Below are 19,310 nucleotides of genomic sequence, written 5' to 3' on the forward strand. Positions count from 1 at the left end.
CTTTCGCAATACATTCAGGCTCCCGTGGGAGTCTGAATCATGATTGCCAGCCCGCTCAGCGGTAGCGGATCACCCGCCCCTCGCCCCCTTGCAGGGTGAGCGCGGTACCGACGGCCCCCTCATCCCAGAAATCTTCGCCGCCTGCCGGCAACAGGAACTCCTGAGGCTGCGCCTCCCAGTTGAAGAGGCAGAGCAGGGTGCCGCCCCCGGGCAGGCTCACCTCGCCGCAGGCAAAATCCATCGACTCGAAACGCGCACCAGGGGCGCGCGCCGCGCAAAGCTCGAGCAGCTTGCGCAGTTGCGCCGCCTGCACCTCGTCGAGATCCTGCAGCCTGTCCCCGGCCAGCATCATGCCGCCGCTTGCCACCAGCGCCGCCAGATGGAAACGGTACTCGGCAGGGCTCGCCTGCTGGCTCGGCAGATCCCGCAGGCAGATGCAGTCAGGATCGAGGGCCCACAGCCGGTCGTTCTGCCAGGCGCGGCAGAAGGCCTCGCGAGCGATCTGGCGATAGCGATGGCCATTGCGCTCCACGTCATCGCTCACCCGCATACCATGCACCAGGCCGAGGCTTGGCCAGATGGGGGCGTTGCAGCCGAGCAGGAAGGCCCCCTCGCCCGCTCCGCGCAGGATGGCGGCCATGCCGCGTCGGTAGGCCTCCACCCGGGTGGCGGCCGGGTCGTGGAAGCGGCCGCCGTGGATGGCCCCCCAGAAGTTGGCGTCGAGCTTGAAGTAGTGGATGCCCCACTGCTCGCGCAGGGTACGAAACACCCGCTCGAGGTGAGCCTGCACCTCGGGGTGGGTGCCATCCAGCACATACCAGGGGGTGCAGCGCCAGCCGCCGTAGGTAACCCGCTCGGAGGGCAGCGGCAGCCCGTCATCCCCCTTCACGAACCAGTCGGGGTGATCCTGAAACACCTGGGAGCCGGGCTCGGCGATAAAGGGAGCCACCCAGAGCGCGGGCTCGCAGCCGGCGCCTTTGATCTCGGTGGCCAGGGACGCCACCCCCTGCTCGAACTTGGCCGACGGGGTGAGCCAGTCGCCCATCTTGGCCTGATAACCGTCGTCGATCTGTACGTAGCGCAGGGCCGGGAAGCGCTCGGCACGCACTTGCAGGTTCTCGCGAATGTCGGCGGCGCTCACGTCCGCGTAGTAGTGATACCAGGAGCACCAGCCGCTGGGGCGCTCGCCGACCTGGCCGATCAGCGAGCCATGCTCGGCCTCGATCCGCTGTGCCAACTCGGCCAGCAGTGCCTCCCGATCTTTCCCTTCGAGGCAGAGCAGCGCCTCGCTCTGCCAGAACTGGCCGGCAGGGAGTGCACGCCCCTCACCGTTCATCAGGATCTGCAGCCGGCCATCGGGGTAGAGCCGAAACTCCCCGCCAAAGCGCTGACAACTGGCAAAGGCGAGCAGCAACCAGCCCTTGTCATGCTCCACCAGCAGCAGGTTGTGCACCGTGTGATAACCCTGATCATCGGTGATGCGATAGACACCGGCATCGGGGCAACGGCCGACCGGTTGCGGCGCTTGCCAGCTGCCCATGGTCTGGGCCAGCATCTGGAAACCTTCGCCGTAGATGGTGCACGCGGGCGAGAGGCCGAGCTTGCCGTCAAACAGCGTCCAGTGCCCGACCCGGGCCTCGCTGCCGCCGGTGTTGTCGAGCCGTACCCGGCACAGGGGCCCCTCCCACTGGCGGGTTTGCAGCAACGAAGGGGGCAGATGGTGGTCGTCCGCCAGCTGGCGCAGGCGGGACAAGAGAGATGTCATGGCGACTCCTTGTGGTTCGAAAAGGGTTCTATCTGAAAATCTTCAATTAAATCAGCCTCAAACGAACTGATTTCAGCTGTTATTGTTTTAATGCCGCGACCCGGCCTCTCTGGTAGACTGGCGTATTCCTTAGTTCACCGTTACCAAGATGGGGCTCCTGTGATCGCGCAACGTGCCTTGCTGTACCTTCGTGACTTTCTGGTCATCGTCGCCTGCCTGCTGGCGGGCAAAACCCTGGCAGCCATCCTGCCGTTCGCCTTCCCCGGCAGCATCATCGGCATGCTGCTGCTGTTCGTGCTGCTCTCCCTGCAACTGGTGAAACTGCATTGGGTAGAACTCGGCGCCGGCCTGCTGCTGCGCCACATGGGGGTCCTGTTCGTGCCGGTGGCAGTCGGGCTGGTGGCCTGGCTGGAACCCCTGCGCCAATCCTTCGGCCTCATCATGCTCTGCATCGTGCTCGGGATCGTGCTGATCCTCGGCACCGTCGGCCGCCTCTACCAGAGGATGAACAAATGATCTTCTGGCTGGCCATTCCCTTGACCCTGGCGCTCTACTTCGCCACCCGGGCCCTCTATCGCAAGCTGCCCTGGCCCATCATCAACCCGGTGCTGGTGCCCACCGCCGTCATCATCGGCCTGCTGCTCTGGTTCGATCTGCCGCTGGAGCAGTACGAGAGCGGCACCCGCCCCATCACGGCGCTGCTGGAGCCGGCGGTGGTGGCGCTGGCACTGCCCCTTTATCAACAGGCCCGCCAGATCCAGGCCAGGCTCAAGCCCATCCTAATCTGTACCCTGAGCTCGGTCTTGATCTCGGTCTGCACTACCTTGCTGATCGGTCATTTTATGGGCGCCGATCCGGCACTGCTGGCCTCGCTCGCCACCAAATCCATCACCACGCCGCTCGCCATGAGCGTCAGCCAGTCCCTGGGCGGCATTCCCGCCATCGCCGCCGCCGTGGTGGTGGTGGTGGGGATCGTCGGCGCCCTGATCGGCTTCCCCCTGCTCAAACTGATGCGGGTCACCGACCCCGAAGCCCAGGGGCTGGCCATGGGGGCCTGCGCCCACGCCATCGGCACCGCCACCTCCGCCGAGCAGGGCATCACCCAGGGGGCCTTTGCCTCGCTGGCCATGGTGGTGTGCGGCATCCTCACCGCCGCCGTGGCCCCCCTGCTGTTTGCCATTTACCACTGGTTGAGCTGAAGAGCACCCTTTTCCGCGATGGCGGGCCTGCGGGCCCGCCGATGTGCGACCTGCCGCACAATTTGCACAAGACAAACGTTTCCATTACCATCCCCCTCCGTTTGCCCGTCAGGGCGTGAGCAAGCTCACACATTTGCCCGAGCTTGCTCCCTACAATGGCCCCCCAATTGGCCTTTGAGGACACACTATGCATCCCCGTTTTGCCAAGCCACTCGATACCCTGTCCGCCCCGCTCAAGGCGGCGCTGCTGCCCATGCTGGGCGATGATTTCCAGGCTCGCTTCACCCCGGATCAGGTCGCCACGCTGAAGGCCGCCACCGGTCTTGACGATCGCGCCCTGCGCCTGGCCCTGCTGCCGCTGGCCGCCGCCTGCTCGGTGGCCCCCATCTCCAAGTTCTTCGTCGGTGCCATCGCCTGCGGCCTGAGCGGCACCTGGTATTTCGGCGCCAACATGGAGTTTGCAGGTCAAGGTCTGTTCCACTCGGTCCATGCCGAGCAGTCTGCCATCTCCAACGCCTGGCTGGGCGGCGAGACCGGCATCTCTGAAATCACCGTCAATTACACCCCTTGCGGTCACTGCCGCCAGTTCATGAACGAGCTGAGCACCGCCAAGATCCTCAAGGTCTCCCTGCCGGATGACTTGAGCGCGCTGCAATCCTTCCTGCCCCACTCGTTCGGCCCGGCGGATCTGGACATCACGGACGCGCTGATGAGCCCGCAGGCCCACGACGAGCTCACGCTTGAGAGCGACGATCCGCTGTGGCAGGCCGCACTGGCCGCGGCCCGCCAGAGCTACGCCCCCTACAGCCAGGGCTATGCCGCGGTGGCGCTGCAGTTCGCCGACGGTCGCATCTTCTGCGGTCGCTACGCCGAAAACGCCGCCTTCAACCCCAGCCTGCCACCGATGCAGATGGCCTGTGCCCACGCGGTACTGGGCGGCGAAGATCTCGCCACCATCCGCCGCGCCGTGCTGCTGGAGAGCAAGGATGGCCAGATCAGCCAGCAGGACTCCGCCCGCGCCACTCTCAAGGCGCTCGGTTCGGTCGAGCTGGAGTATCAGGCCGTCTGACCTGCCGTTGCCTGAAACAACAAGGGGAGCCAATGGCTCCCCTTGTTGTTTTGTGGTGATCGGCAGCAAGCCTGCCGAGCCCCGTCAGGACTCCCAGATGATGCTCTGGGAAGAGGACCAGGCGTCGCCGAGATCCGCATACTTCTGCTCCAGCAGGTGGCGGCGGATCTTCATGGTCGGGGTGAGCACCCCGTTCTCGATGTTCCAGGGGCTCTTCACCACCAGGATGCCGCGAATTTTGGCGTGGGACTCCAGCTGCTCGTTGACCCGGTTGCGGGCCGCCTCCAGCTGGGCGTTGACCTGATTGCGATCCCCCTTCATGGCGCTCTCCGCCAGCTGCACCAGCGCCACCGGCTGCGACATGCCGTAGCCAATCACGCACAGCTGCTCGATGATGGGCTCCTGGCCGAGCAGCCCCTCGATGGGCACCGGCGCCACATACTTGCCCTTGGCGGTCTTGAACACGTCCTTCATGCGGCCGGTGATGGTGAGATAACCCTCCCGATCCAGCTTGCCCATGTCGCCGGTGTGCAGCCAGCCCTCCTTGTCGATGGCTTCACGGCTGTGCTCGGGATCCTTGTAGTAACCCAGCATCATCCCCTCGCAGCGACAGAGGATCTCCCCTTCGTCGGAGATCTTGATGGTGACCCCCGGCCCCGCCTTGCCGACCGTGCCTATCTTGTCGGCCCTAAACGGGTAGTTGAGGGTGGAGAAGGCGTGGTTCTCGGTCATGCCCCAGGCCTCGGTGATCTCGATGCCGATGCTGTGGTACCACTCGAGCAGGGCCGGTGCCACCGGCGCCGAGCCACAGCCCAGCACCCGCGCCTGATCCAGCCCCAGCCCCTTTTGCAGCTTGCGCTTGATGAGGCCCGACACGAACGGGATCTTGAGCAGCAGCTCGAGTTTCTTCTGGGGCAGCTTCTCGTGGATCTTGATGCGGAACATGGCCCACAGCCGTGGCACCGAGATGAACACGGTGGGACGGCAGCGTTTGACGTCCTCGATGAAGGTATCGAGGGACTCGGGGAAGGCGATCTCGGCGCGGCCATAGAGGCTGCCGCCATAGACATAGACCCGCTCGGTGATGTGAGCCAGCGGCAGGTAGGAGAAGCCGCGATCCTGCTCGCACAGCCCGACCGCCTCCACCAGCTTCTCGCACGACCAGGCGTAGCGCTCGACGCTCAGCATGGCCCCTTTCGGCTTGCCGGTACTGCCGGAGGTGTAGACCAGGCTCAGCAGGGAGTCCGGTGCCTGCACCGGGCTGTCCGGGATGGGCTCATACTGCTCCAGCAGATCGTCCCACTGATGGGCCGCCGGCATGGTGTCATAGGGAAAGGCGATGCGCAGCAATTCGGCGGGTACCCCCGCCTCCTGGCTCTTCCAGTCATCGAGCTTGCCGACGAAAATCGCCTTGGCCTCACTGTGACGCAGCACATATTCGATGGTATCGACGTTGGCGGTGGGATAGATGGGCACACTCACGTACTGTCCCATCTGCATGGCGAGATCGGCGATGAACCACTGGGCGCAGTTCTTGGAGAGCAGCGCCACCTTGTCGCCGGCCACCAGCCCCAGCTGACGCAGCGCCGTCACCATGCGGCGGGCCTCGTCAGCGACCTCACCCCAGGTGAAGTCCAGGTATTCGCGGTTGATGGTTTGACGCAGATAGACTCGGTCAGGACACTGCCGCTCCCATTGGTAGAGCATTTCGAGCGGCAGTTTATTGGCAATACGCGAGGAGGAAGCCATAGTTTAATCCCTGAAACAAAAGGCGAAACTTATTATTAACCTTTCACTAACCTCAGGGAAGAATAAACTCAAACTTCTGTTTGAACTGTGTAACCGATCAAGCTTCTGCTTGTTGTTGCAAACGAATCCACATTGCCTGCACCAACTTCTCATCCTGCTCGGAGAGTTCACCCTGCAAGATCGCCTCGTTCAGGCTGCGCAGCACATAACTCTTTACATCCCGCACCAGCGTCTTGCCTTCCAGCTCGGCCCGCGCCACCGCCAGCGAGATGTGGCCGCGCAGATAACCCCCGGCAAACAGCTCATCGTCGGTCGCCGTGGCCACCATGCCGTCTATCAGTCCCAACAACTTGTGCTCAAAATCATGAATCGTCATTTAACGCAGCCTCATTTTCCGGGGTTGCCGGCAAAATAATTCGGGGGAGTGGAACCGCGATCCGGTTGATCACGGCTCTCTGGCGCCAGGCCAGCCGCATCCTTGATGTCCTATTCCGGGTTGGCCACCGGGTAGATGACCTGATCCTTGTATCCCGTGGTGATCCGCAGATAACCACTTAACGACCGGTTCAGCGCCGGGTCATCGGTATCCACCAGCAAGGGCCTGCCCGCAAGGGCCGCCAGCTTGGCTTTGGTGGCCAGGACCTGGATCTGGTCCCGCCCGACGGCCCGCAACACCTCTGGACTCAGTTGCTGATTTCCGCGCCCGAACAGATGTCCCTGACCGCCGATCAGGGTAATGATCAGCCGGCAGCGACGGCCCCGGATCCGGGTCAGGATCTCGGCGGCGGACAGATCCTGCCCGATAAGCCGGCCATTTTCCACCAGATCCACACCGAGCAGGGTATTTTCGAGGCCGAGCTCCGTCATGCAGGCCGCCACCGTGCTGCCGGAGCCCATCAGATAGAGGGTATCAGGCTCCATCTGCTCGACCACGCCGGCGGCGATGTCTGCCAACACCAGCTCTTCAGACTCGCGCCCCCCCTGCTTGACCGCCTGCACATAGCGCAGATCGCCGGGCACCTGCAGCTGGCCGTAATGGCGGGCGCGCACCTTGCCGGCGCGAAACGCCTCCTCGTCGATGTCCATCACCTCGGCATCCACCAGACTCAGCAGCTCGCCGGCGATCATCCTGGCCGCCACCCGGCCGCTGGCGGCGGGGGTCACCCCATAGACCCCGGAGTGGATCTTGCAGCCGGCCGGAATGCCGAGCACGTGGCACGCCTCCCCCACCGCCGCGCAGATGTCCCGTGCGGTGCCGTCACCGCCGGCAAACAGCAGCAGATCGACGCCCGCCTCGCGCATCCGTTCGGCGGCGATGCGGGTGTCCGCCGCCGTGGTGGCTGCTGCCGCGGGCTGATGGACGATGCGGCAAGGCAGGCCGAGCTCGCCGGCAAGCTCGGCCCCCATCTCGCCCGCCACCGTCAGCAGCTCGAAGCGGTCCGCCAGTTCACACAGCGGCAGCAAAGCCTGACGGGTCCGCTCGCAAGCCTTGGGCACGGCGCCACGGGCCAGCGCCTCGGCCACCATGCCGTCACTACCCTTGAGTCCGACCGCGCCGCCGATGCCGGCGACCGGATTGATGATGAGTCCTAAACGAAACATATGTCCCTCCCGTTGGATGGCCGCCATTTTTATCTTTTCCTGCCACTGGGACAAGCCATAACCCCCTGTTAGAATGCGCGGCTTCAACCCTCAATCAAAGTTCAACCAAGGTTCAATCATGCTGGAATGGATTGCAGACCCCTCCGCCTGGGTCGCGCTCGCCACCCTGACCCTGCTCGAGATCGTACTGGGCATCGACAACATCATCTTTATCTCCATCCTGGTCGGCCGCCTGCCGGAGGCACAGCGCCAGAAGGCGCGGATCCTGGGGCTGGGTCTCGCCATGGGCACCCGCATCCTGCTGCTGCTCTCCCTGGCCTGGGTGATGCGTCTCACCGAGCCGCTGTTCACCGTGCTGGGCGAGGCCATCTCGGGCCGCGATCTCATCCTGCTGCTGGGGGGCCTGTTCCTCATCGGCAAGAGTGCCCACGAAATCCACGCCACCCTGGAGGGGGCCGCCGAGCCTGAGAGCGTGAGCGCCGCCGCGTCCGGCTTCGTCAGCACCCTGATCCAGATCGCCATCCTCGACATCGTCTTCAGCCTGGATTCGGTCATCACCGCCGTGGGCATGGCGGATCACGTGCCGGTCATGGTGCTGGCCATTATGATCGCCGTCTTCATCATGATGTTCGCCGCCAAAGCCATCGGTGATTTCGTCGACAACCACCCTACCATCAAGATGCTGGCCCTCTCCTTCCTCACCCTGGTCGGTTTCGCACTGATGGCCGAGGGGATGGATCTGCACATTCCGAAGGGCTACATCTACTTTGCCATGGCCTTCTCGCTGACGGTGGAGATGATCAACATCCGCCTGCGCAGTCACCACGACCGCGAAAAGCTCAAGCAGGAATAACTGCGAACCACAAAAAAGAGCGCCATCAGGCGCTCTTTTTTTATCTACACAACCATGTCATTCATTGCTGATGACAATCGCCACGCGGCGGTTCTCGGCTCGACCGGCAGCCGTCTTGTTGTCGGCGATCGGATCGCGTTCACCACGGCCCCGGATGTCCAGGTTGGCCTGCGGCATACCGACCGAAACCAGCACGTCGGCCACCGACTGCGCCCGCTTGTACGAGAGCTGATCGTTATAGTCCGCCGCCCCGTTGGAGTCGGTATGACCATCGATCCGCGCCCGGTTCAAGCCAACCTCCTGCAGGGTCTTGCCCAGTTTTTCCACCACCACACGGGTCTTGGGGGTCAGGGCATCGGCGTTGTTGGCAAACAGCACACGGTTGGAGAAGTCCAGAGTCCAACCCTCGTCGGTCAGGCGAAAGCCTTGCTCCTTGAGTACGGCGATCTGCGCTGCGGTCAGGCCGTGGGGGGCGCTTTGGCACCCCGCCAGCACGCTCAACAGCAGACCGATCAAGCCGGTTTTCATCAGGACATGGATCTTCATTGTTATTTTTCCTCAGCAGAGACATCGAATTCCAGCTGGTCATGGAGTGCAAGCTCCCGACGCAGCCGTTTGGCTTGGTACATTGCATGGTCCGCCTGCTGCAGCAGATCGGCGGCGGTCAGCCCCTGATCCGGATACAGCGCGATCCCGATGCTGACAGCGGCCAGCAGCTGGCTGCCATCCCCCAGTACCACGGGGTCTGCCATGGCCTGCTGGATGCGGGTAACCACATCTTCCGCCTCGCCCACCTGGGACAAGGGGGTCAGCAGGATGGCAAACTCGTCGCCCCCCAGACGGCATACCAGATCCATCGGCCGCAGCTGATGTTGTACCCGTCTGGCCAGAGCGATCAGCACGTCATCCCCGGCGGCATGGCCCAGGGTGTCGTTAATCTGCTTGAAGCGATCACAATCGAGGTAGAGCAGTGCAAAGCGCTCATCATGCAGCCGGCCGGTGGTCACCGCCTGATCCAGACGAGCCTCGAACAGAGCACGATTGGGCAAGCCGGTCAAGGCATCATGAGTAGCCTGGTGCAGCAGGCTGGCATTCTCCCTCCGCTGGTGGGCCTGCCAGGCTTCCAGTTCGTCGAGCAGGGAGTTGAAATCCTGGCCGAGCGCGTGCAGCTCGGCGATGTTGGCCTCGGGCACCCGCATGGCGAGGATCCGCTGGCGGCTGACGCTGTGGGCCACCTGGGCCAGATCCTTGAGCGGCGCGGTGAGGGAGTTTTGCATCCGGCGCGCCACGTAGAGCGCCCCCAGGGTGCTGAGCACCAGGCAGAGCAGCATGGCCAGCAGGGTCTGCAACAGGAACAGCAGCAGGTATTGGCCGTGCCCCACCAGATGAATGCGGGCGATCTCCACCCCGCCCCGCAGCATGGGCAGATCCACCGGCCCCGGCAGGATGAGCCGCGCCAGATATTGCTCAAGACCGGACCAGGGGGTGCTCATGGCCCGGCTCCAGCTGGCCAGCAGCTGGCCGCTCGGCAGATAGATGCTGGCTCGCGCCACATCCTCGTGGGTGGTGATGGCCTGCAGCGCCTCGCGGGCCGCCTCTTCGTCGTGGAACACCACGGCCGCTTCGCTGGTGTAGCTGATGGCCCGCGCCACCAGTTCCAGGTTGTGATCCGCATAGAGCCGCAGCGCCAGCAGGGCGATGCCGGTCAGCAGCACACCGGCCATGCAGACCGCCGTCAGGGACGTCACCAGGTGGGTGCGTCCCAGACTCTGTCGCAAGGTGAGACGCTGGTTGGGGGGGCGAAACAAGCCGATCATGAGCCCCCCTCATCGGCCTTGGCCAGCTTGAGCACGGCGGGGTGCACCCGCACCCCGCTCCTGGCCAGGGCATCCAGATTGACCCGAAAACGGATCCGCTCCTTGCCGATCTGCAGGCAGAAGACGGAGTCGGCCACGCACTCGGTGCTGTGTTCGCTGATGCTGAGAATGGGGTAGCCGCGCAGCCGCTCGAACAGCGGCAGCCGTCGCTCGGGGGACAACACCCCCAGATAGAGCACGTCACACTGGGGGCCGATCGCCTTGTCATCGACGTCGTAGCGATGGACGCTGACCGGCCGACCGTTGGCCTGCTGCTTGATGGAGAAGAGCGCGGTGGCGTACTCCGTCGGCGCCGCCACGCACAGGCGCAGCTCGCTCGGCTCGGTCGGCCAGCGGGTGTAGCTGAGAATGTCGAGCACGGTCTGGCGCACCTGCTCGGCTCGCAACTCGGCCGAGGTCAGGGGGGGCGGCTCGGTGGAGAGGGCCAGCGTGCAAACCAGCGGCGCCAACCACGCCAGGATCCGGATCAGTGAAAAAGAGTGCATCGTGCCTGCGCTTAAGCCCACATCAGCACCCAGGAAGGGCGGTTGCCCGCGAGGGGTGAGCCGGATGGAAATAGTATTGAACTTGTCAGCAGCATGACAAGGCGCAGCCGACAGAGCAAGGGGCTGACCGGGCCGGCATCACAATAATGACGAGGGCTCACCCATGCGTGAGCCCTGCAATAAAGTGCATTCATGGGGTTACTTCTTGTTGATCCCGTATTCCCGCAACTTGTTGGCGATGGCGGTGTGCGACACGCCCAGCCGCTTGGCCAGCTGGCGGGTGGAGGGAAACGCCGGGTAGAGCCGCTCCAGCAGCCGGCTCTCGAAGCGTTTCACCGCCTCGTCCAGCCCCCCTTCGAACCACTCGTCGATGAGCGGCATGGCGTCGGCCGCCACCGGCAGATCAACGTGCTCAGGGCCGATCTCATCCCCTTCCAGCAATGTCATGGCACGGTAGAGGCAGTTGCGCAGCTGGCGCACGTTGCCCGGCCAGCGGTAGGCGGTCAGGTACTCGGCCATGTTGCGGGTAAAACGCGGGCGCGGACGCTGCAGTTCGCTGGCAAAGCGCGAGACGAACTGCTGGGCCAGCGCCATGATGTCCGCCTTGCGCTCGCGCAGCGGCGGCAGCGCCAGGCTCAGCACGTTGAGGCGATAGTAGAGGTCTTCCCGGAACTTGCCCTCGTGCACCAGATCCAGCAACTGCTTCTGAGTGGTGCAGATGAAGCGCACGTTGACCTTCACCTCCTGCTCGTCACCGACCCGGCGGAACACGCCATCCTGCAGCACCCGCAGGAACTTGGTCTGCAGATGGGGGGACATGTCGCCGATCTCGTCCAGCATCAGGGTGCCGCCGCTCGCCAGCTCCAGTACCCCGCGCTTGCCCTCGGTGTTGTTGCCAAAGGCGCCGGGGGCGTAGCCAAACAGCTCGCTCTCGGCCACGTTGTCCGGCATGGCCGCGCAGTTGAGCGCCATGAAGGGGTGGCTGGAGCGCAGGCTGGCGCCGTGACAGGCGCGGGCCAGCAGCTCCTTGCCGGTACCGGTCTCGCCGACGATGAGCAGCGGCGCATCCTGCATCGCCAGCTTGCTCGCCTGGGCCAGCACCTGTTTCATCTTCTGGCTCTCGGCCTGCAGGTGTTCAAAGCCCCCCACTTCCACCGCGTGCAGTGCGCTGAAGTGCATGCCGACCCGGCGGGCGGATTTGAGCACCACCACGGCGCCGGCCAGGGCCTGTCTGCCCTTCTCTTCGGCCACGAACAGCGGCATCAGATCCGCCAGATACTCTTCGCCATTGATGCTGAGCTTGCAGGTCTGCGGCCGGATCTCGCTCGCTTCCAGCCAGCGGCTGAAGGAGAAGCCCTTGACCAGGGTGCTGAGCGCCACGCCGCGTACCTCCTCCACCGGCAGGGCCAGGGTGGTGAGGGCGGACTGGTTGGCCTGGGTCACCTTGCCCTTGGCATCGAGGGAGAAGACCAGATCCGGCAGCGCCTTGAGCAGGGCCTCAATCTCGTGGTGTTCGCGCTCGGAGGGCATGTAGGGGATGGTCTTGACGTCATAGACCCCGGGAATGCGGCGGATCTCCGGCATCAGGTGCTGGAAATCACGAAACTCCAGCTCGGGAAAGTTGAGATAGATGATGCCTGAGGTATCGATTTCGATGCCGCGCAGATCGATGTTGTGCTCCACCAGACGGTCGAGCAGTTCCCGGGTCAGGCCCAGGCGGTCTTCACAGCTGACTTCAAGACGCATTCGGGACACACTTCCTAGCTAACTCTATGAATGACCGGATAATACAGACTCGATCCCGCCAGTGCGAGCGCCAGCCCATAAAAATGCGGGCCCGCCCCGTTTTCACCGGGCAGGCCCGCGCCATGAAGTGGCGTTTATTTAAGCAGCTGGTCGGTGCACGTCGCCATGATGAAGTCGTTGCGATGCAAGCCGCCTATCTTGTGGGGCCACCAGCTGACGGTCACCATCTCGCCCACTCGGTGAGTGAGGGCGTCTTCACTTCAGCAGCTCATCCGTACGCGCCGCCATGATGAAGTCGTTGCGATGCAAACCGCCAATTTTGTGGGTCCACCAGCTGACGGTCACCTTCCCCCATTCGGTCAGGATTGCCGGATGATGAAACTCCGCCTCCGCCAGTTCACCCAGCCGGTTGGTGAAGGCGAGCGCCTCCTTGAAGTTGCGAAAGGTGAATTCGCGCCGCAACTGCAGCTCACCTTTCACCACCAGCGGCTGCCAGTCGGGGATGAGGCGCATCAGTTCGCTCAGCTCCTGCTCGCTCACCTTGGGGGCATCGGCGCGGCACGCTTCACACTGCTGGCTGGCCAGTTCGGACATGGGACTCTCCTTGTGTATCGATGAAAAGGGGGTAATCAAACACCGGCGGGCGACTCAGCTCGCCTGCTTGCCGCCGGCCGGTGCAAAACGGGGTGGACGCAGCCCCAGACGGCGCGCCTCAGCCACCATGGCCATGATGTCCTGCTCCGCCAGACGATAGAGCTCGCCAAGCTCGGGCAGCACGAAATAGATGGGCTGCATGATGTCGATGCGATACGGGGTGCGCAGCACCTCGATGGGATCAAAGGGTTGCAGCACGGGTTGGCCGCCGAGAGCATAGGCGGTCTCGCCGATGGAGGAGAGAATGCCGCCGCCATAGATGCGCAGCCCGTCCGCCGTGGCCAGCAGGCCAAACTCCACCGTGAACCAGTAGAGCCGTGCCAGAAAGACCCGCTCCTCCTTGCCGGCCCGCAGGCCAAGCTGGCCGTAGACATGGGTGAAGTGGGCGAAGGCGGGGTTGGTCAGCATGGCGCAGTGGCCGAAGATCTCGTGAAAGATGTCGGGCTCCTGCAGGTAGTCGAGCTCGTCCCGACGGCGAATGAAGGTGGCCACCGGAAACTGGCGGTTGGCCAGCAGGGCAAAGAAGCGGTCAAAGGAGATGAGCGCCGGCACTGCCGCCACCGACCAGCCGGTGGCCGGTTGCAGCACGGCGTTGATCTGGGCCAGCTGGGGGATCCGATCCCGGGGCAGGTCGAGCCGCGCCAGCCCGGCCTGGTACTCGTCACAGGCCTTGCCCTCGAGCGCCGCCAGCTGGCGCGCGATCAGGATCTGCCAGGTGCCGTGCTCCTCGTCCGAGTAGTGGATCGTGCCCGCTTCATCCGGCTGGTGGGCGGTGTAGAGACTTGCCATGGGTGACTCCATCCTCTGGGTTGCGACCCGCCATCCGGGCGGTCAGGCGCCATTGCGCGATGGGATCACTGTAACGGTTTGCCCCTCAAAAAAGCAGCCGACCCAAGGGTCGGCTGCGGCGGATAATTGTAAATAATTTGTGACAACCACAATCGAGCCCTGGCCGGCCGCTCACCCCTTGTTGAGGTAGCCCGCCAGCTGACCGATCAGCCGCTTGCGCAGCTCGCCGAGCCTGGGCTTCTCGTCCGCGCACCAGGGCAGCGGGCGACACGCCTCTATGGTGCGCAGGCCGAGGCGAGCGGTGAGCAGCCCGGCCCCTACCCCTTGCGCCGCGCGGGCGGAGAGCTTGGCGGTCAGCTCGGCGCCCAGCAAGTCCATCCCCACCTCGGTCACCAGCTCGGCGGCACCGGCGTAGAGCATGTTGCGAAATACCTGACGGATCAGGCGAATGCGGCTCCAGTAGCCAAGCTCGATGGCATAGACATCGGCGATATCCTCAATCATCCGCAGGTTGCGCCACAGCATCAGCATCATGTCGACGGTGGCGAGCGGGCTTAGCGCCACCAGTACGGCGGCCTCCCCCGACCATTTGGCCACCCGCGCCTGCGCCAGCTTGTCGCGCTCGCCGAGCACCAGCTGACTGTAGAGGGTCAGCACTTCCCGATCGCTGTGGCTCTCGTCGAGCTGGGCCAGCCAGGTCTGATACCCTTCGCGACCCTTGTCACCGCTACGCTCGGCCAGCCCTTCGCAGAACGCCTGCCCCTGGCCGACCCCCTGATGGGCCAGCAGATCTTCGGCCCGCGAGCGCACATCCTGGCGCCGCTTGAGGGTGCGCAGCCGCAGCCACTCGCGCCCCACCACGCCGGCGGTGCCCGCCGCCACCAGCGCCGAAGCCGCCAGCCAGGCGCCGCCCCAGAGCGGGGTGGTGAGAAATTGAGCGTAAAGGAAGGCGCCATATTGGCCCAAGGAGAGCAAACCGACCGCCCCCAGCCCCCAGGCCAGCAGCCGATGACGGCGACGCGGCTTGATGACGAGGGCACTCTCCACCTCGGTGAGCTCTTCCAGCTCATCGAGGCGCTCGAAGCTCGCCTCCTCCAGCCGCTGGGCCGGCGCCGGCGCCCGCTCCTTCTCGGCTGCCGTCAACGCGGGCTCCAGGATCACCTTGCCCTGCAGCGGTGGCCGCTCTTTTATCTGATCGTTCATCGCCTTGTTCTCCTGAAAACAGTCTCCCCGGTACGGCGCAGGCAACAAACCCGTGCCGCACACCGGTTATTCGAGGTGATCCCCGAGCAGAAACTCCAGCGCCGCATCGAGCCGGATATGGGGCAGCGCCTGATGGGCGCTCATGGGCAGCGGGCGAAATGCCTGAAAATCAAAGCCCTGATTGTTCCACCACTGGGCGGGCGGAATATGGGACGGCACCTCGCCCGGAAACAGCAACAGCGGCTCACCGCTCAGGCTGGTGCCACGGATGGCGGGGAACTCGCGGCCATCGGCCACCCCCTTGCCCACCTCGGTCGCCTTGATGGCGGCCAGCGCCAGACACTCGGTGGCAATCCCCTCAAAACGGGCCTGGCCGCGGCCGCTGCGCACCAGATGCTGCAGCAGGGAGACCATGGGGCCGTGCTGCTCCGGGGTGACGTGATCGGCCTTGCTCGCCACGAACAGCAGCTTGTCGATGCGCGGCGAGAAGAGCCGCCGCCACCAGTTGCTCTTGCCGTAGGCAAAGCTCTCCATGATGCGGGCAATGGCCTGCTGCATGTCGCCAAAGCTGGCCGCCCCGGCGTTGAGGGGCTGCAGGCAATCCACCAGCACGATCTGGCGATCGAAACCGGCAAAGTGCTGCTCATAAAAACCCTGCACCAGGTGCTGCTTGTACTGCTCGAAGCGCTGCTTGAGGGTGGCGTAGAGGGTGCCTTCGGCGGGCTCGCCAACAGGCATCGCCCACACCCAGGGCACGAACTGCAGCATGGGGGCGCCGGCATACTCCCCCGGCAGCACGAAGCGACCGGGCTGGATCAGGTGCAATCCCAACTCTTGTTTGCAGGCATGCAGGTAGTCGGTGTAGCGCTCGGCAAGCTGTGCCACCGGCCGCTCCTCGAAGCCCTGATCCGCCTGCCACTCGGGTGCCAGCCAGCTGGCGGCAAGGGCCTGCAGCTCGGGGCGGCGCAGCTGCTCGCGCACCTGCTCGCTCCACTGCTCGTAGCTCATCTCAAGCAGCGGCAAGTCGAGCAGCCACTCCCCGGGGTAGTCCACCAGATCCACGTAGAGGGTGGAGATCTCCCCCAGGTGTTTGCGCAGCGGATGGCGGGTGCGATAGCGAATTTCGAGGCGTACTTCGGCCACCCCGCGGGTCGGCTCGGGCCAGGCCGGCGGATCGCCAAACAGGGCATCGAGGCCGCGTTCGTAGGCAAAGGTGGGAATGTGGGCATTTTGCTGAGGTACCCGGCGGGCACCGAGGATGCGCCCCTGGCGCAGGGCATCCCACAGGGGCAGGCGGCTGTCGATGGCCGCGTGTTCCAGCTGGTTGACCAGCGCCGTGATAAAGGCCGTCTTGCCGCTGCGAGAGAGGCCGGTGACCGCCAGCCGGATGTGGCGGTCCCGTACCCGGTTGACCACGTCGTTCGCCTTGTGCTGCAGGCGATTGAACTGCTGTTCCAGTTTATTGAGTATCAAGGCTTGTCCTGTTCTCCCGTCCATCCAGAGCGAAGGGGATGGCCACTGCCACCCCCACGCCATGGCTCCCTGGCGCGGTGCCCGCGCCATCAAAGGCCGGCCCGCGCCGGCGGGGCCATCGCGCCGCTCGGGGTTACAAGTTGCGAAACTCCCGCTGCAGGGTGAACTCCTTGGAGGTCACCAGCTTCTCGATGCGCTGCAATCTGGGCTCCAGCCCATCCAGCTCCTGGCCGATGCGGACAAGGGCCTGATGGGGCGTGACGCCCGCCTGCCAGCTACGCGCCTTCATCCGCACCTCGGCAAAGTCGGCATCCTCCTGGGCGTAGAGGGTGACTGGCTTCTTGTCGAGCAGAAACCAGGCGGCCACGTAGGCGGTGAAGGTGATGAAGCCGGCGAAGATGAGGCCGCTGATGGCCAGCAGCCGCACGATCCAGGTCTCCACCCCGAAGTACTCTGCCAGACCGGCACAGACCCCGGCTATCTTGCCGCGCTGGGGGTCACGATAGAGGTTGCGCCCTTCACGACTGATGCTGCTCATATCTTGTTCCTCCAGCCCGGGACTTCCGCATCCAGAATCGACTCCAATACGGTGCCGACCAGCTCCGGCTTTCCACAACGGTCATGGCATCTCTCATTGAAAACCGTCATACCTTGTTTCTCCAACCAGGAACCTCGGCATCCAGAATCGATTCAAGCGCGCCCACCCGCTCCTGCATCTTCTCGGCACGCACCAGCAGCCCCTGCAGCTGTTCACGCTCACCATCGGCAAGACCGGCGCCAATGCGTCCCTTGGCGCGGTAGTGCAGCACCAGCCAGATGGGGGCCACCACCACCATGAAGACCACCATGGGAACCATCAATACACCCAGCAGATCTTCCATCTGTTACTCCCCCTGTTTCGGCGTGGTATCGCCCTGGCCCAGCTTCTGGCGCATGGCCTCGAGCTCTTTGCTGATCTGATCGTCGGCTTCCAGTTCGGCAAACTGCTGGGCCAGCGCCTTGTCGGATTGTCCCAGATCGGCGCGGGCCTCCATCTCGTCGATGCGACGCTCGATGCGCTCGAACTTGCTCACCACCGCCTGGCTGTCGCCACGGGCGACCTGGCTCTGCACGTTGAGACGGCTGCTGGCCGCTTCGCTGCGAATGGCCATCGCCTTCTGACGGGCACGGGCGTCTTCCAGCTTGGCTTCCAGCTGACGGATCTCCTCCCCCAGCTTGGCGATGCCGCTGTCCACCGCCTGCTGCTCACGCTCGAGGCCGTCGGCCAGCTCGGCCTGCTTTTTCTTCTCGATGAGGGCGGCGCGGGCCAGATCTTCCCGTCCCTTGCTCAGGGCCAGCTCGGCCTTGCCCTGCCACTCGGCAACCCGCTCCTGATGGCGGCTGACTTGGCGGCCGATCTCTTTCTGGTTGGCGAGGAAGCGGGCCAGATTGGAGCGCTCCTTCACCAGCTCGTCCTCCATCTCCTGGATGATCAGGCGCACCATCTTCTGGGGATCTTCTGCCTTGTCGAGCAGGGCCGTCAGGTTGGAATTGATGATGTCGGCCAGGCGGGAAAAAATACTCATGATTGTACTCCTGTGGTTGGCATACGTTGTTTCTCCATTGACAATGGCAACTTGTGTGCCAATCTGGAACAGAATTTAACTTGTTGATTTATATGGGGCAGATAAGTTGAGTTTCAAGATACACCACACAAGTAATGATTAGAATCACCAACTTTTGGTAAGATTGACCAGCTTTCAACGATTCACGGGGATGACTATGACCACGGCCACGGAAAGCCTGTTGGGGGAATCCAACGCATTTCTCGAGATCATTGAGCAGGCCTCCCGCCTGGCGCCGCTGCGCAAGCCCGTGCTGATCATCGGCGAACGGGGGACCGGCAAGGAGCTCATCGCCCACCGCTTACATTATCTCTCGGCGCGCTGGGATCAAAGCTTTGTCACCGTCAACTGCGCCACCTTGAGCGAGAGTCTGCTGGAGACCGAGCTGTTCGGCCACGAGGCGGGCTCTTTCACCGGCGCCGCCAAACGCCACCAGGGCCGCTTCGAGCGGGCCGACGGCGGCACCCTCTTCCTTGACGAACTGGCCACCACCAGCGCGCGGGTGCAGGAAAAACTGCTGCGGGTCATCGAGTACGGCGAGTTCGAGCGGGTGGGCGGCGCCAAGGCCCTCAAGGTGGATGTGCGACTGGTGTGCGCCACCAACGAGGATCTGCCGGCGCTGGCCGACAAGGGGCAGTTTCGCCACGACCTGCTGGACCGGCTCGCCTTCGACGTCATCACCCTGCCCCCCCTGCGGGAGCGGCGCGAAGATATTCTGATGCTGGCGGAGCACTTCGCCCACGGCATGACCCGGGAGCTCGGCTATCCGCTGTTTGCCGGTTTCTCGCGCAAGGCGACCCAGTTGCTGCTGGATTACCCCTGGCCCGGCAACGTGCGGGAGCTGAAAAACGTGGTGGAGCGCAGCATCTACCGCCAGGGCAACCCCCAGTTGCCGCTGGCCGAGCTGGTGCTCAACCCGTTCGATTCCCCCTGGCGCCCCCGGGCCCAGGCAGCGGTCACGGCCCCCCTCCAGTTGGAACAGACGCCGGCGGTGACACCGGACTCCCCCGCCCTGCCGCTGGATCTCAAACAGGCGGTGGCGGGCTACGAGATTAATTTACTCAAGCAAGCACTGCAGCAATCCCAGTATAATCAGCGCAAAGCCGCTCAACTGCTGGCCCTGAGCTATCACCAGTTCCGCGGCATGCTGCGTAAATACCAGCTGCTGGACAGTGACAACGATGCGGATTAATCACCCGGGCAGCCTGCCCCAGAGCGGCACCCACCCCTTGCCGGCCCCGT

At 64.2% G+C, this 19,310-nt stretch carries 20 protein-coding genes and 1 pseudogene; 5 read left to right on the forward strand and 16 right to left on the reverse strand.

What is annotated here, in order from left to right; translation table 11 throughout:
- Positions 1 to 55: 55 nt before the first annotated feature.
- On the reverse strand, positions 56 to 1,765 hold the full coding sequence (locus OKC44_RS17180; protein ID WP_270814290.1) for a glycoside hydrolase family 36 protein: 1,710 nt from the start codon (positions 1,763 to 1,765) through the stop codon (positions 56 to 58).
- Between the two features lie 159 nt (positions 1,766 to 1,924).
- Here OKC44_RS17180 and OKC44_RS17185 point away from each other — a divergent pair, with 159 nt between their 5' ends.
- The 3 genes from OKC44_RS17185 to cdd all read left to right on the forward strand — a co-directional run bounded on the left by OKC44_RS17185 (position 1,925) and on the right by cdd (position 4,033).
- On the forward strand, positions 1,925 to 2,281 hold the full coding sequence (locus OKC44_RS17185) for a CidA/LrgA family protein (RefSeq protein WP_024944025.1): 357 nt from the start codon (positions 1,925 to 1,927) through the stop codon (positions 2,279 to 2,281).
- Positions 2,278 to 2,964 (forward strand): LrgB family protein, encoded by a 687-nt coding sequence (locus OKC44_RS17190; protein ID WP_011705770.1) that lies wholly within the window; start codon positions 2,278 to 2,280, stop codon positions 2,962 to 2,964. Before OKC44_RS17185 ends, OKC44_RS17190 begins: the two co-directional genes overlap by 4 nt.
- Before the next feature lie 187 nt (positions 2,965 to 3,151).
- A complete protein-coding gene (gene cdd, locus OKC44_RS17195; RefSeq protein ID WP_029303237.1) occupies positions 3,152 to 4,033 on the forward strand; it encodes a cytidine deaminase in 882 nt (293 codons plus the stop codon).
- An 84-nt stretch (positions 4,034 to 4,117) separates the two neighbouring features.
- Here the strand turns inward: cdd and OKC44_RS17200 are convergent, their stop codons facing one another.
- From OKC44_RS17200 to OKC44_RS17210, 3 genes are all read right to left on the reverse strand, one after another.
- On the reverse strand, positions 4,118 to 5,782 hold the full coding sequence (locus tag OKC44_RS17200) for an AMP-binding protein (protein ID WP_270814294.1): 1,665 nt from the start codon (positions 5,780 to 5,782) through the stop codon (positions 4,118 to 4,120).
- A 97-nt stretch (positions 5,783 to 5,879) separates the two neighbouring features.
- Complete coding sequence (locus OKC44_RS17205) at positions 5,880 to 6,158, reverse strand: YfcL family protein (protein WP_011705767.1); 279 nt, start codon at positions 6,156 to 6,158, stop codon at positions 5,880 to 5,882.
- 110 nt (positions 6,159 to 6,268) lie between these two features.
- Positions 6,269 to 7,384, reverse strand: a complete 1,116-nt coding sequence (locus OKC44_RS17210) for an ATP-NAD kinase family protein (RefSeq protein ID WP_190283623.1) — start codon at positions 7,382 to 7,384, stop codon at positions 6,269 to 6,271.
- A gap of 118 nt (positions 7,385 to 7,502) precedes the next feature.
- On the opposite strand from OKC44_RS17210, the gene OKC44_RS17215 reads away from it, so the two are divergent.
- A complete protein-coding gene (locus OKC44_RS17215; protein ID WP_206819827.1) occupies positions 7,503 to 8,237 on the forward strand; it encodes a TerC family protein in 735 nt (244 codons plus the stop codon).
- 57 nt (positions 8,238 to 8,294) lie between these two features.
- On the opposite strand, the gene OKC44_RS17220 is transcribed toward OKC44_RS17215, so the two are convergent.
- The 12 genes and pseudogenes from OKC44_RS17220 to pspA form a co-directional block, all read right to left on the reverse strand.
- The gene (locus OKC44_RS17220) at positions 8,295 to 8,783 is read right to left on the reverse strand and encodes an OmpA family protein (protein ID WP_044799830.1); all 489 of its coding nucleotides are present in this window, start codon (positions 8,781 to 8,783) and stop codon (positions 8,295 to 8,297) included.
- Between the two features lie 2 nt (positions 8,784 to 8,785).
- Positions 8,786 to 10,054: a diguanylate cyclase domain-containing protein gene (locus OKC44_RS17225; RefSeq protein ID WP_270814298.1), complete on the reverse strand. Its 1,269-nt coding sequence runs from the start codon at positions 10,052 to 10,054 to the stop codon at positions 8,786 to 8,788.
- Positions 10,051 to 10,599: a YfiR family protein gene (locus tag OKC44_RS17230; protein ID WP_042862704.1), complete on the reverse strand. Its 549-nt coding sequence runs from the start codon at positions 10,597 to 10,599 to the stop codon at positions 10,051 to 10,053. The genes OKC44_RS17225 and OKC44_RS17230 overlap by 4 nt, the downstream gene beginning before the upstream one ends.
- A gap of 198 nt (positions 10,600 to 10,797) precedes the next feature.
- A complete protein-coding gene (gene tyrR, locus OKC44_RS17235; protein ID WP_270814301.1) occupies positions 10,798 to 12,345 on the reverse strand; it encodes a transcriptional regulator TyrR in 1,548 nt (515 codons plus the stop codon).
- A gap of 134 nt (positions 12,346 to 12,479) precedes the next feature.
- Positions 12,480 to 12,595: pseudogene (locus tag OKC44_RS17240) on the reverse strand (4a-hydroxytetrahydrobiopterin dehydratase); the annotation flags it as partial.
- A gap of 5 nt (positions 12,596 to 12,600) precedes the next feature.
- Positions 12,601 to 12,939, reverse strand: a complete 339-nt coding sequence (locus OKC44_RS17245) for a 4a-hydroxytetrahydrobiopterin dehydratase (RefSeq protein ID WP_005300093.1) — start codon at positions 12,937 to 12,939, stop codon at positions 12,601 to 12,603.
- Between the two features lie 54 nt (positions 12,940 to 12,993).
- On the reverse strand, positions 12,994 to 13,788 hold the full coding sequence (gene phhA, locus OKC44_RS17250; protein ID WP_270814303.1) for a phenylalanine 4-monooxygenase: 795 nt from the start codon (positions 13,786 to 13,788) through the stop codon (positions 12,994 to 12,996).
- 171 nt (positions 13,789 to 13,959) lie between these two features.
- On the reverse strand, positions 13,960 to 14,991 hold the full coding sequence (locus OKC44_RS17255) for a YcjF family protein (protein WP_044799828.1): 1,032 nt from the start codon (positions 14,989 to 14,991) through the stop codon (positions 13,960 to 13,962).
- 66 nt (positions 14,992 to 15,057) lie between these two features.
- Positions 15,058 to 16,464, reverse strand: coding sequence for a YcjX family protein (locus OKC44_RS17260; protein WP_166464449.1), 1,407 nt, complete (start codon positions 16,462 to 16,464; stop codon positions 15,058 to 15,060).
- Between the two features lie 133 nt (positions 16,465 to 16,597).
- Positions 16,598 to 17,002: an envelope stress response membrane protein PspC gene (pspC, locus tag OKC44_RS17265; protein WP_162516610.1), complete on the reverse strand. Its 405-nt coding sequence runs from the start codon at positions 17,000 to 17,002 to the stop codon at positions 16,598 to 16,600.
- Positions 17,003 to 17,108: 106 nt separating this feature from the next.
- Positions 17,109 to 17,345, reverse strand: coding sequence for an envelope stress response membrane protein PspB (gene pspB / locus OKC44_RS17270; protein ID WP_005300084.1), 237 nt, complete (start codon positions 17,343 to 17,345; stop codon positions 17,109 to 17,111).
- 3 nt (positions 17,346 to 17,348) lie between these two features.
- A complete protein-coding gene (gene pspA / locus OKC44_RS17275; RefSeq protein WP_270814306.1) occupies positions 17,349 to 18,029 on the reverse strand; it encodes a phage shock protein PspA in 681 nt (226 codons plus the stop codon).
- Between the two features lie 196 nt (positions 18,030 to 18,225).
- Between pspA and pspF the strand changes: the two genes are divergently transcribed.
- Positions 18,226 to 19,260 carry a phage shock protein operon transcriptional activator gene (gene pspF, locus OKC44_RS17280; protein ID WP_168754881.1) on the forward strand — a complete coding sequence of 345 codons (1,035 nt, stop codon included), beginning with the start codon at positions 18,226 to 18,228 and terminating at the stop codon, positions 19,258 to 19,260.
- Positions 19,261 to 19,310 lie beyond the last annotated feature (50 nt).

Origin of the sequence: Aeromonas sp. S41-2, assembly GCF_027705845.1 — a bacterium.
In the GTDB taxonomy this organism is placed as follows: domain Bacteria; phylum Pseudomonadota; class Gammaproteobacteria; order Enterobacterales; family Aeromonadaceae; genus Aeromonas; species Aeromonas hydrophila.

What these genes read in the sequence shown, in the direction of transcription:
- OKC44_RS17180 (WP_270814290.1), bottom strand. Translation starts at nt 1,765, where the DNA reads ATGACATCTCTCTTGTCCCGCCTGCGCCAGCTGGCGGACGACCACCAT.
- OKC44_RS17190 (WP_011705770.1), top strand. Translation starts at nt 2,278, where the DNA reads ATGATCTTCTGGCTGGCCATTCCCTTGACCCTGGCGCTCTACTTCGCC.
- cdd (WP_029303237.1), top strand. Translation starts at nt 3,152, where the DNA reads ATGCATCCCCGTTTTGCCAAGCCACTCGATACCCTGTCCGCCCCGCTC.
- OKC44_RS17200 (WP_270814294.1), bottom strand. Translation starts at nt 5,782, where the DNA reads ATGGCTTCCTCCTCGCGTATTGCCAATAAACTGCCGCTCGAAATGCTC.
- OKC44_RS17205 (WP_011705767.1), bottom strand. Translation starts at nt 6,158, where the DNA reads ATGACGATTCATGATTTTGAGCACAAGTTGTTGGGACTGATAGACGGC.
- OKC44_RS17210 (WP_190283623.1), bottom strand. Translation starts at nt 7,384, where the DNA reads ATGTTTCGTTTAGGACTCATCATCAATCCGGTCGCCGGCATCGGCGGC.
- OKC44_RS17215 (WP_206819827.1), top strand. Translation starts at nt 7,503, where the DNA reads ATGCTGGAATGGATTGCAGACCCCTCCGCCTGGGTCGCGCTCGCCACC.
- OKC44_RS17220 (WP_044799830.1), bottom strand. Translation starts at nt 8,783, where the DNA reads ATGAAGATCCATGTCCTGATGAAAACCGGCTTGATCGGTCTGCTGTTG.
- OKC44_RS17225 (WP_270814298.1), bottom strand. Translation starts at nt 10,054, where the DNA reads ATGATCGGCTTGTTTCGCCCCCCCAACCAGCGTCTCACCTTGCGACAG.
- OKC44_RS17230 (WP_042862704.1), bottom strand. Translation starts at nt 10,599, where the DNA reads ATGCACTCTTTTTCACTGATCCGGATCCTGGCGTGGTTGGCGCCGCTG.
- tyrR (WP_270814301.1), bottom strand. Translation starts at nt 12,345, where the DNA reads ATGCGTCTTGAAGTCAGCTGTGAAGACCGCCTGGGCCTGACCCGGGAA.
- OKC44_RS17245 (WP_005300093.1), bottom strand. Translation starts at nt 12,939, where the DNA reads ATGTCCGAACTGGCCAGCCAGCAGTGTGAAGCGTGCCGCGCCGATGCC.
- phhA (WP_270814303.1), bottom strand. Translation starts at nt 13,788, where the DNA reads ATGGCAAGTCTCTACACCGCCCACCAGCCGGATGAAGCGGGCACGATC.
- OKC44_RS17255 (WP_044799828.1), bottom strand. Translation starts at nt 14,991, where the DNA reads ATGAACGATCAGATAAAAGAGCGGCCACCGCTGCAGGGCAAGGTGATC.
- pspC (WP_162516610.1), bottom strand. Translation starts at nt 17,002, where the DNA reads ATGAGCAGCATCAGTCGTGAAGGGCGCAACCTCTATCGTGACCCCCAG.
- pspB (WP_005300084.1), bottom strand. Translation starts at nt 17,345, where the DNA reads ATGGAAGATCTGCTGGGTGTATTGATGGTTCCCATGGTGGTCTTCATG.
- pspA (WP_270814306.1), bottom strand. Translation starts at nt 18,029, where the DNA reads ATGAGTATTTTTTCCCGCCTGGCCGACATCATCAATTCCAACCTGACG.
- pspF (WP_168754881.1), top strand. Translation starts at nt 18,226, where the DNA reads ATGACCACGGCCACGGAAAGCCTGTTGGGGGAATCCAACGCATTTCTC.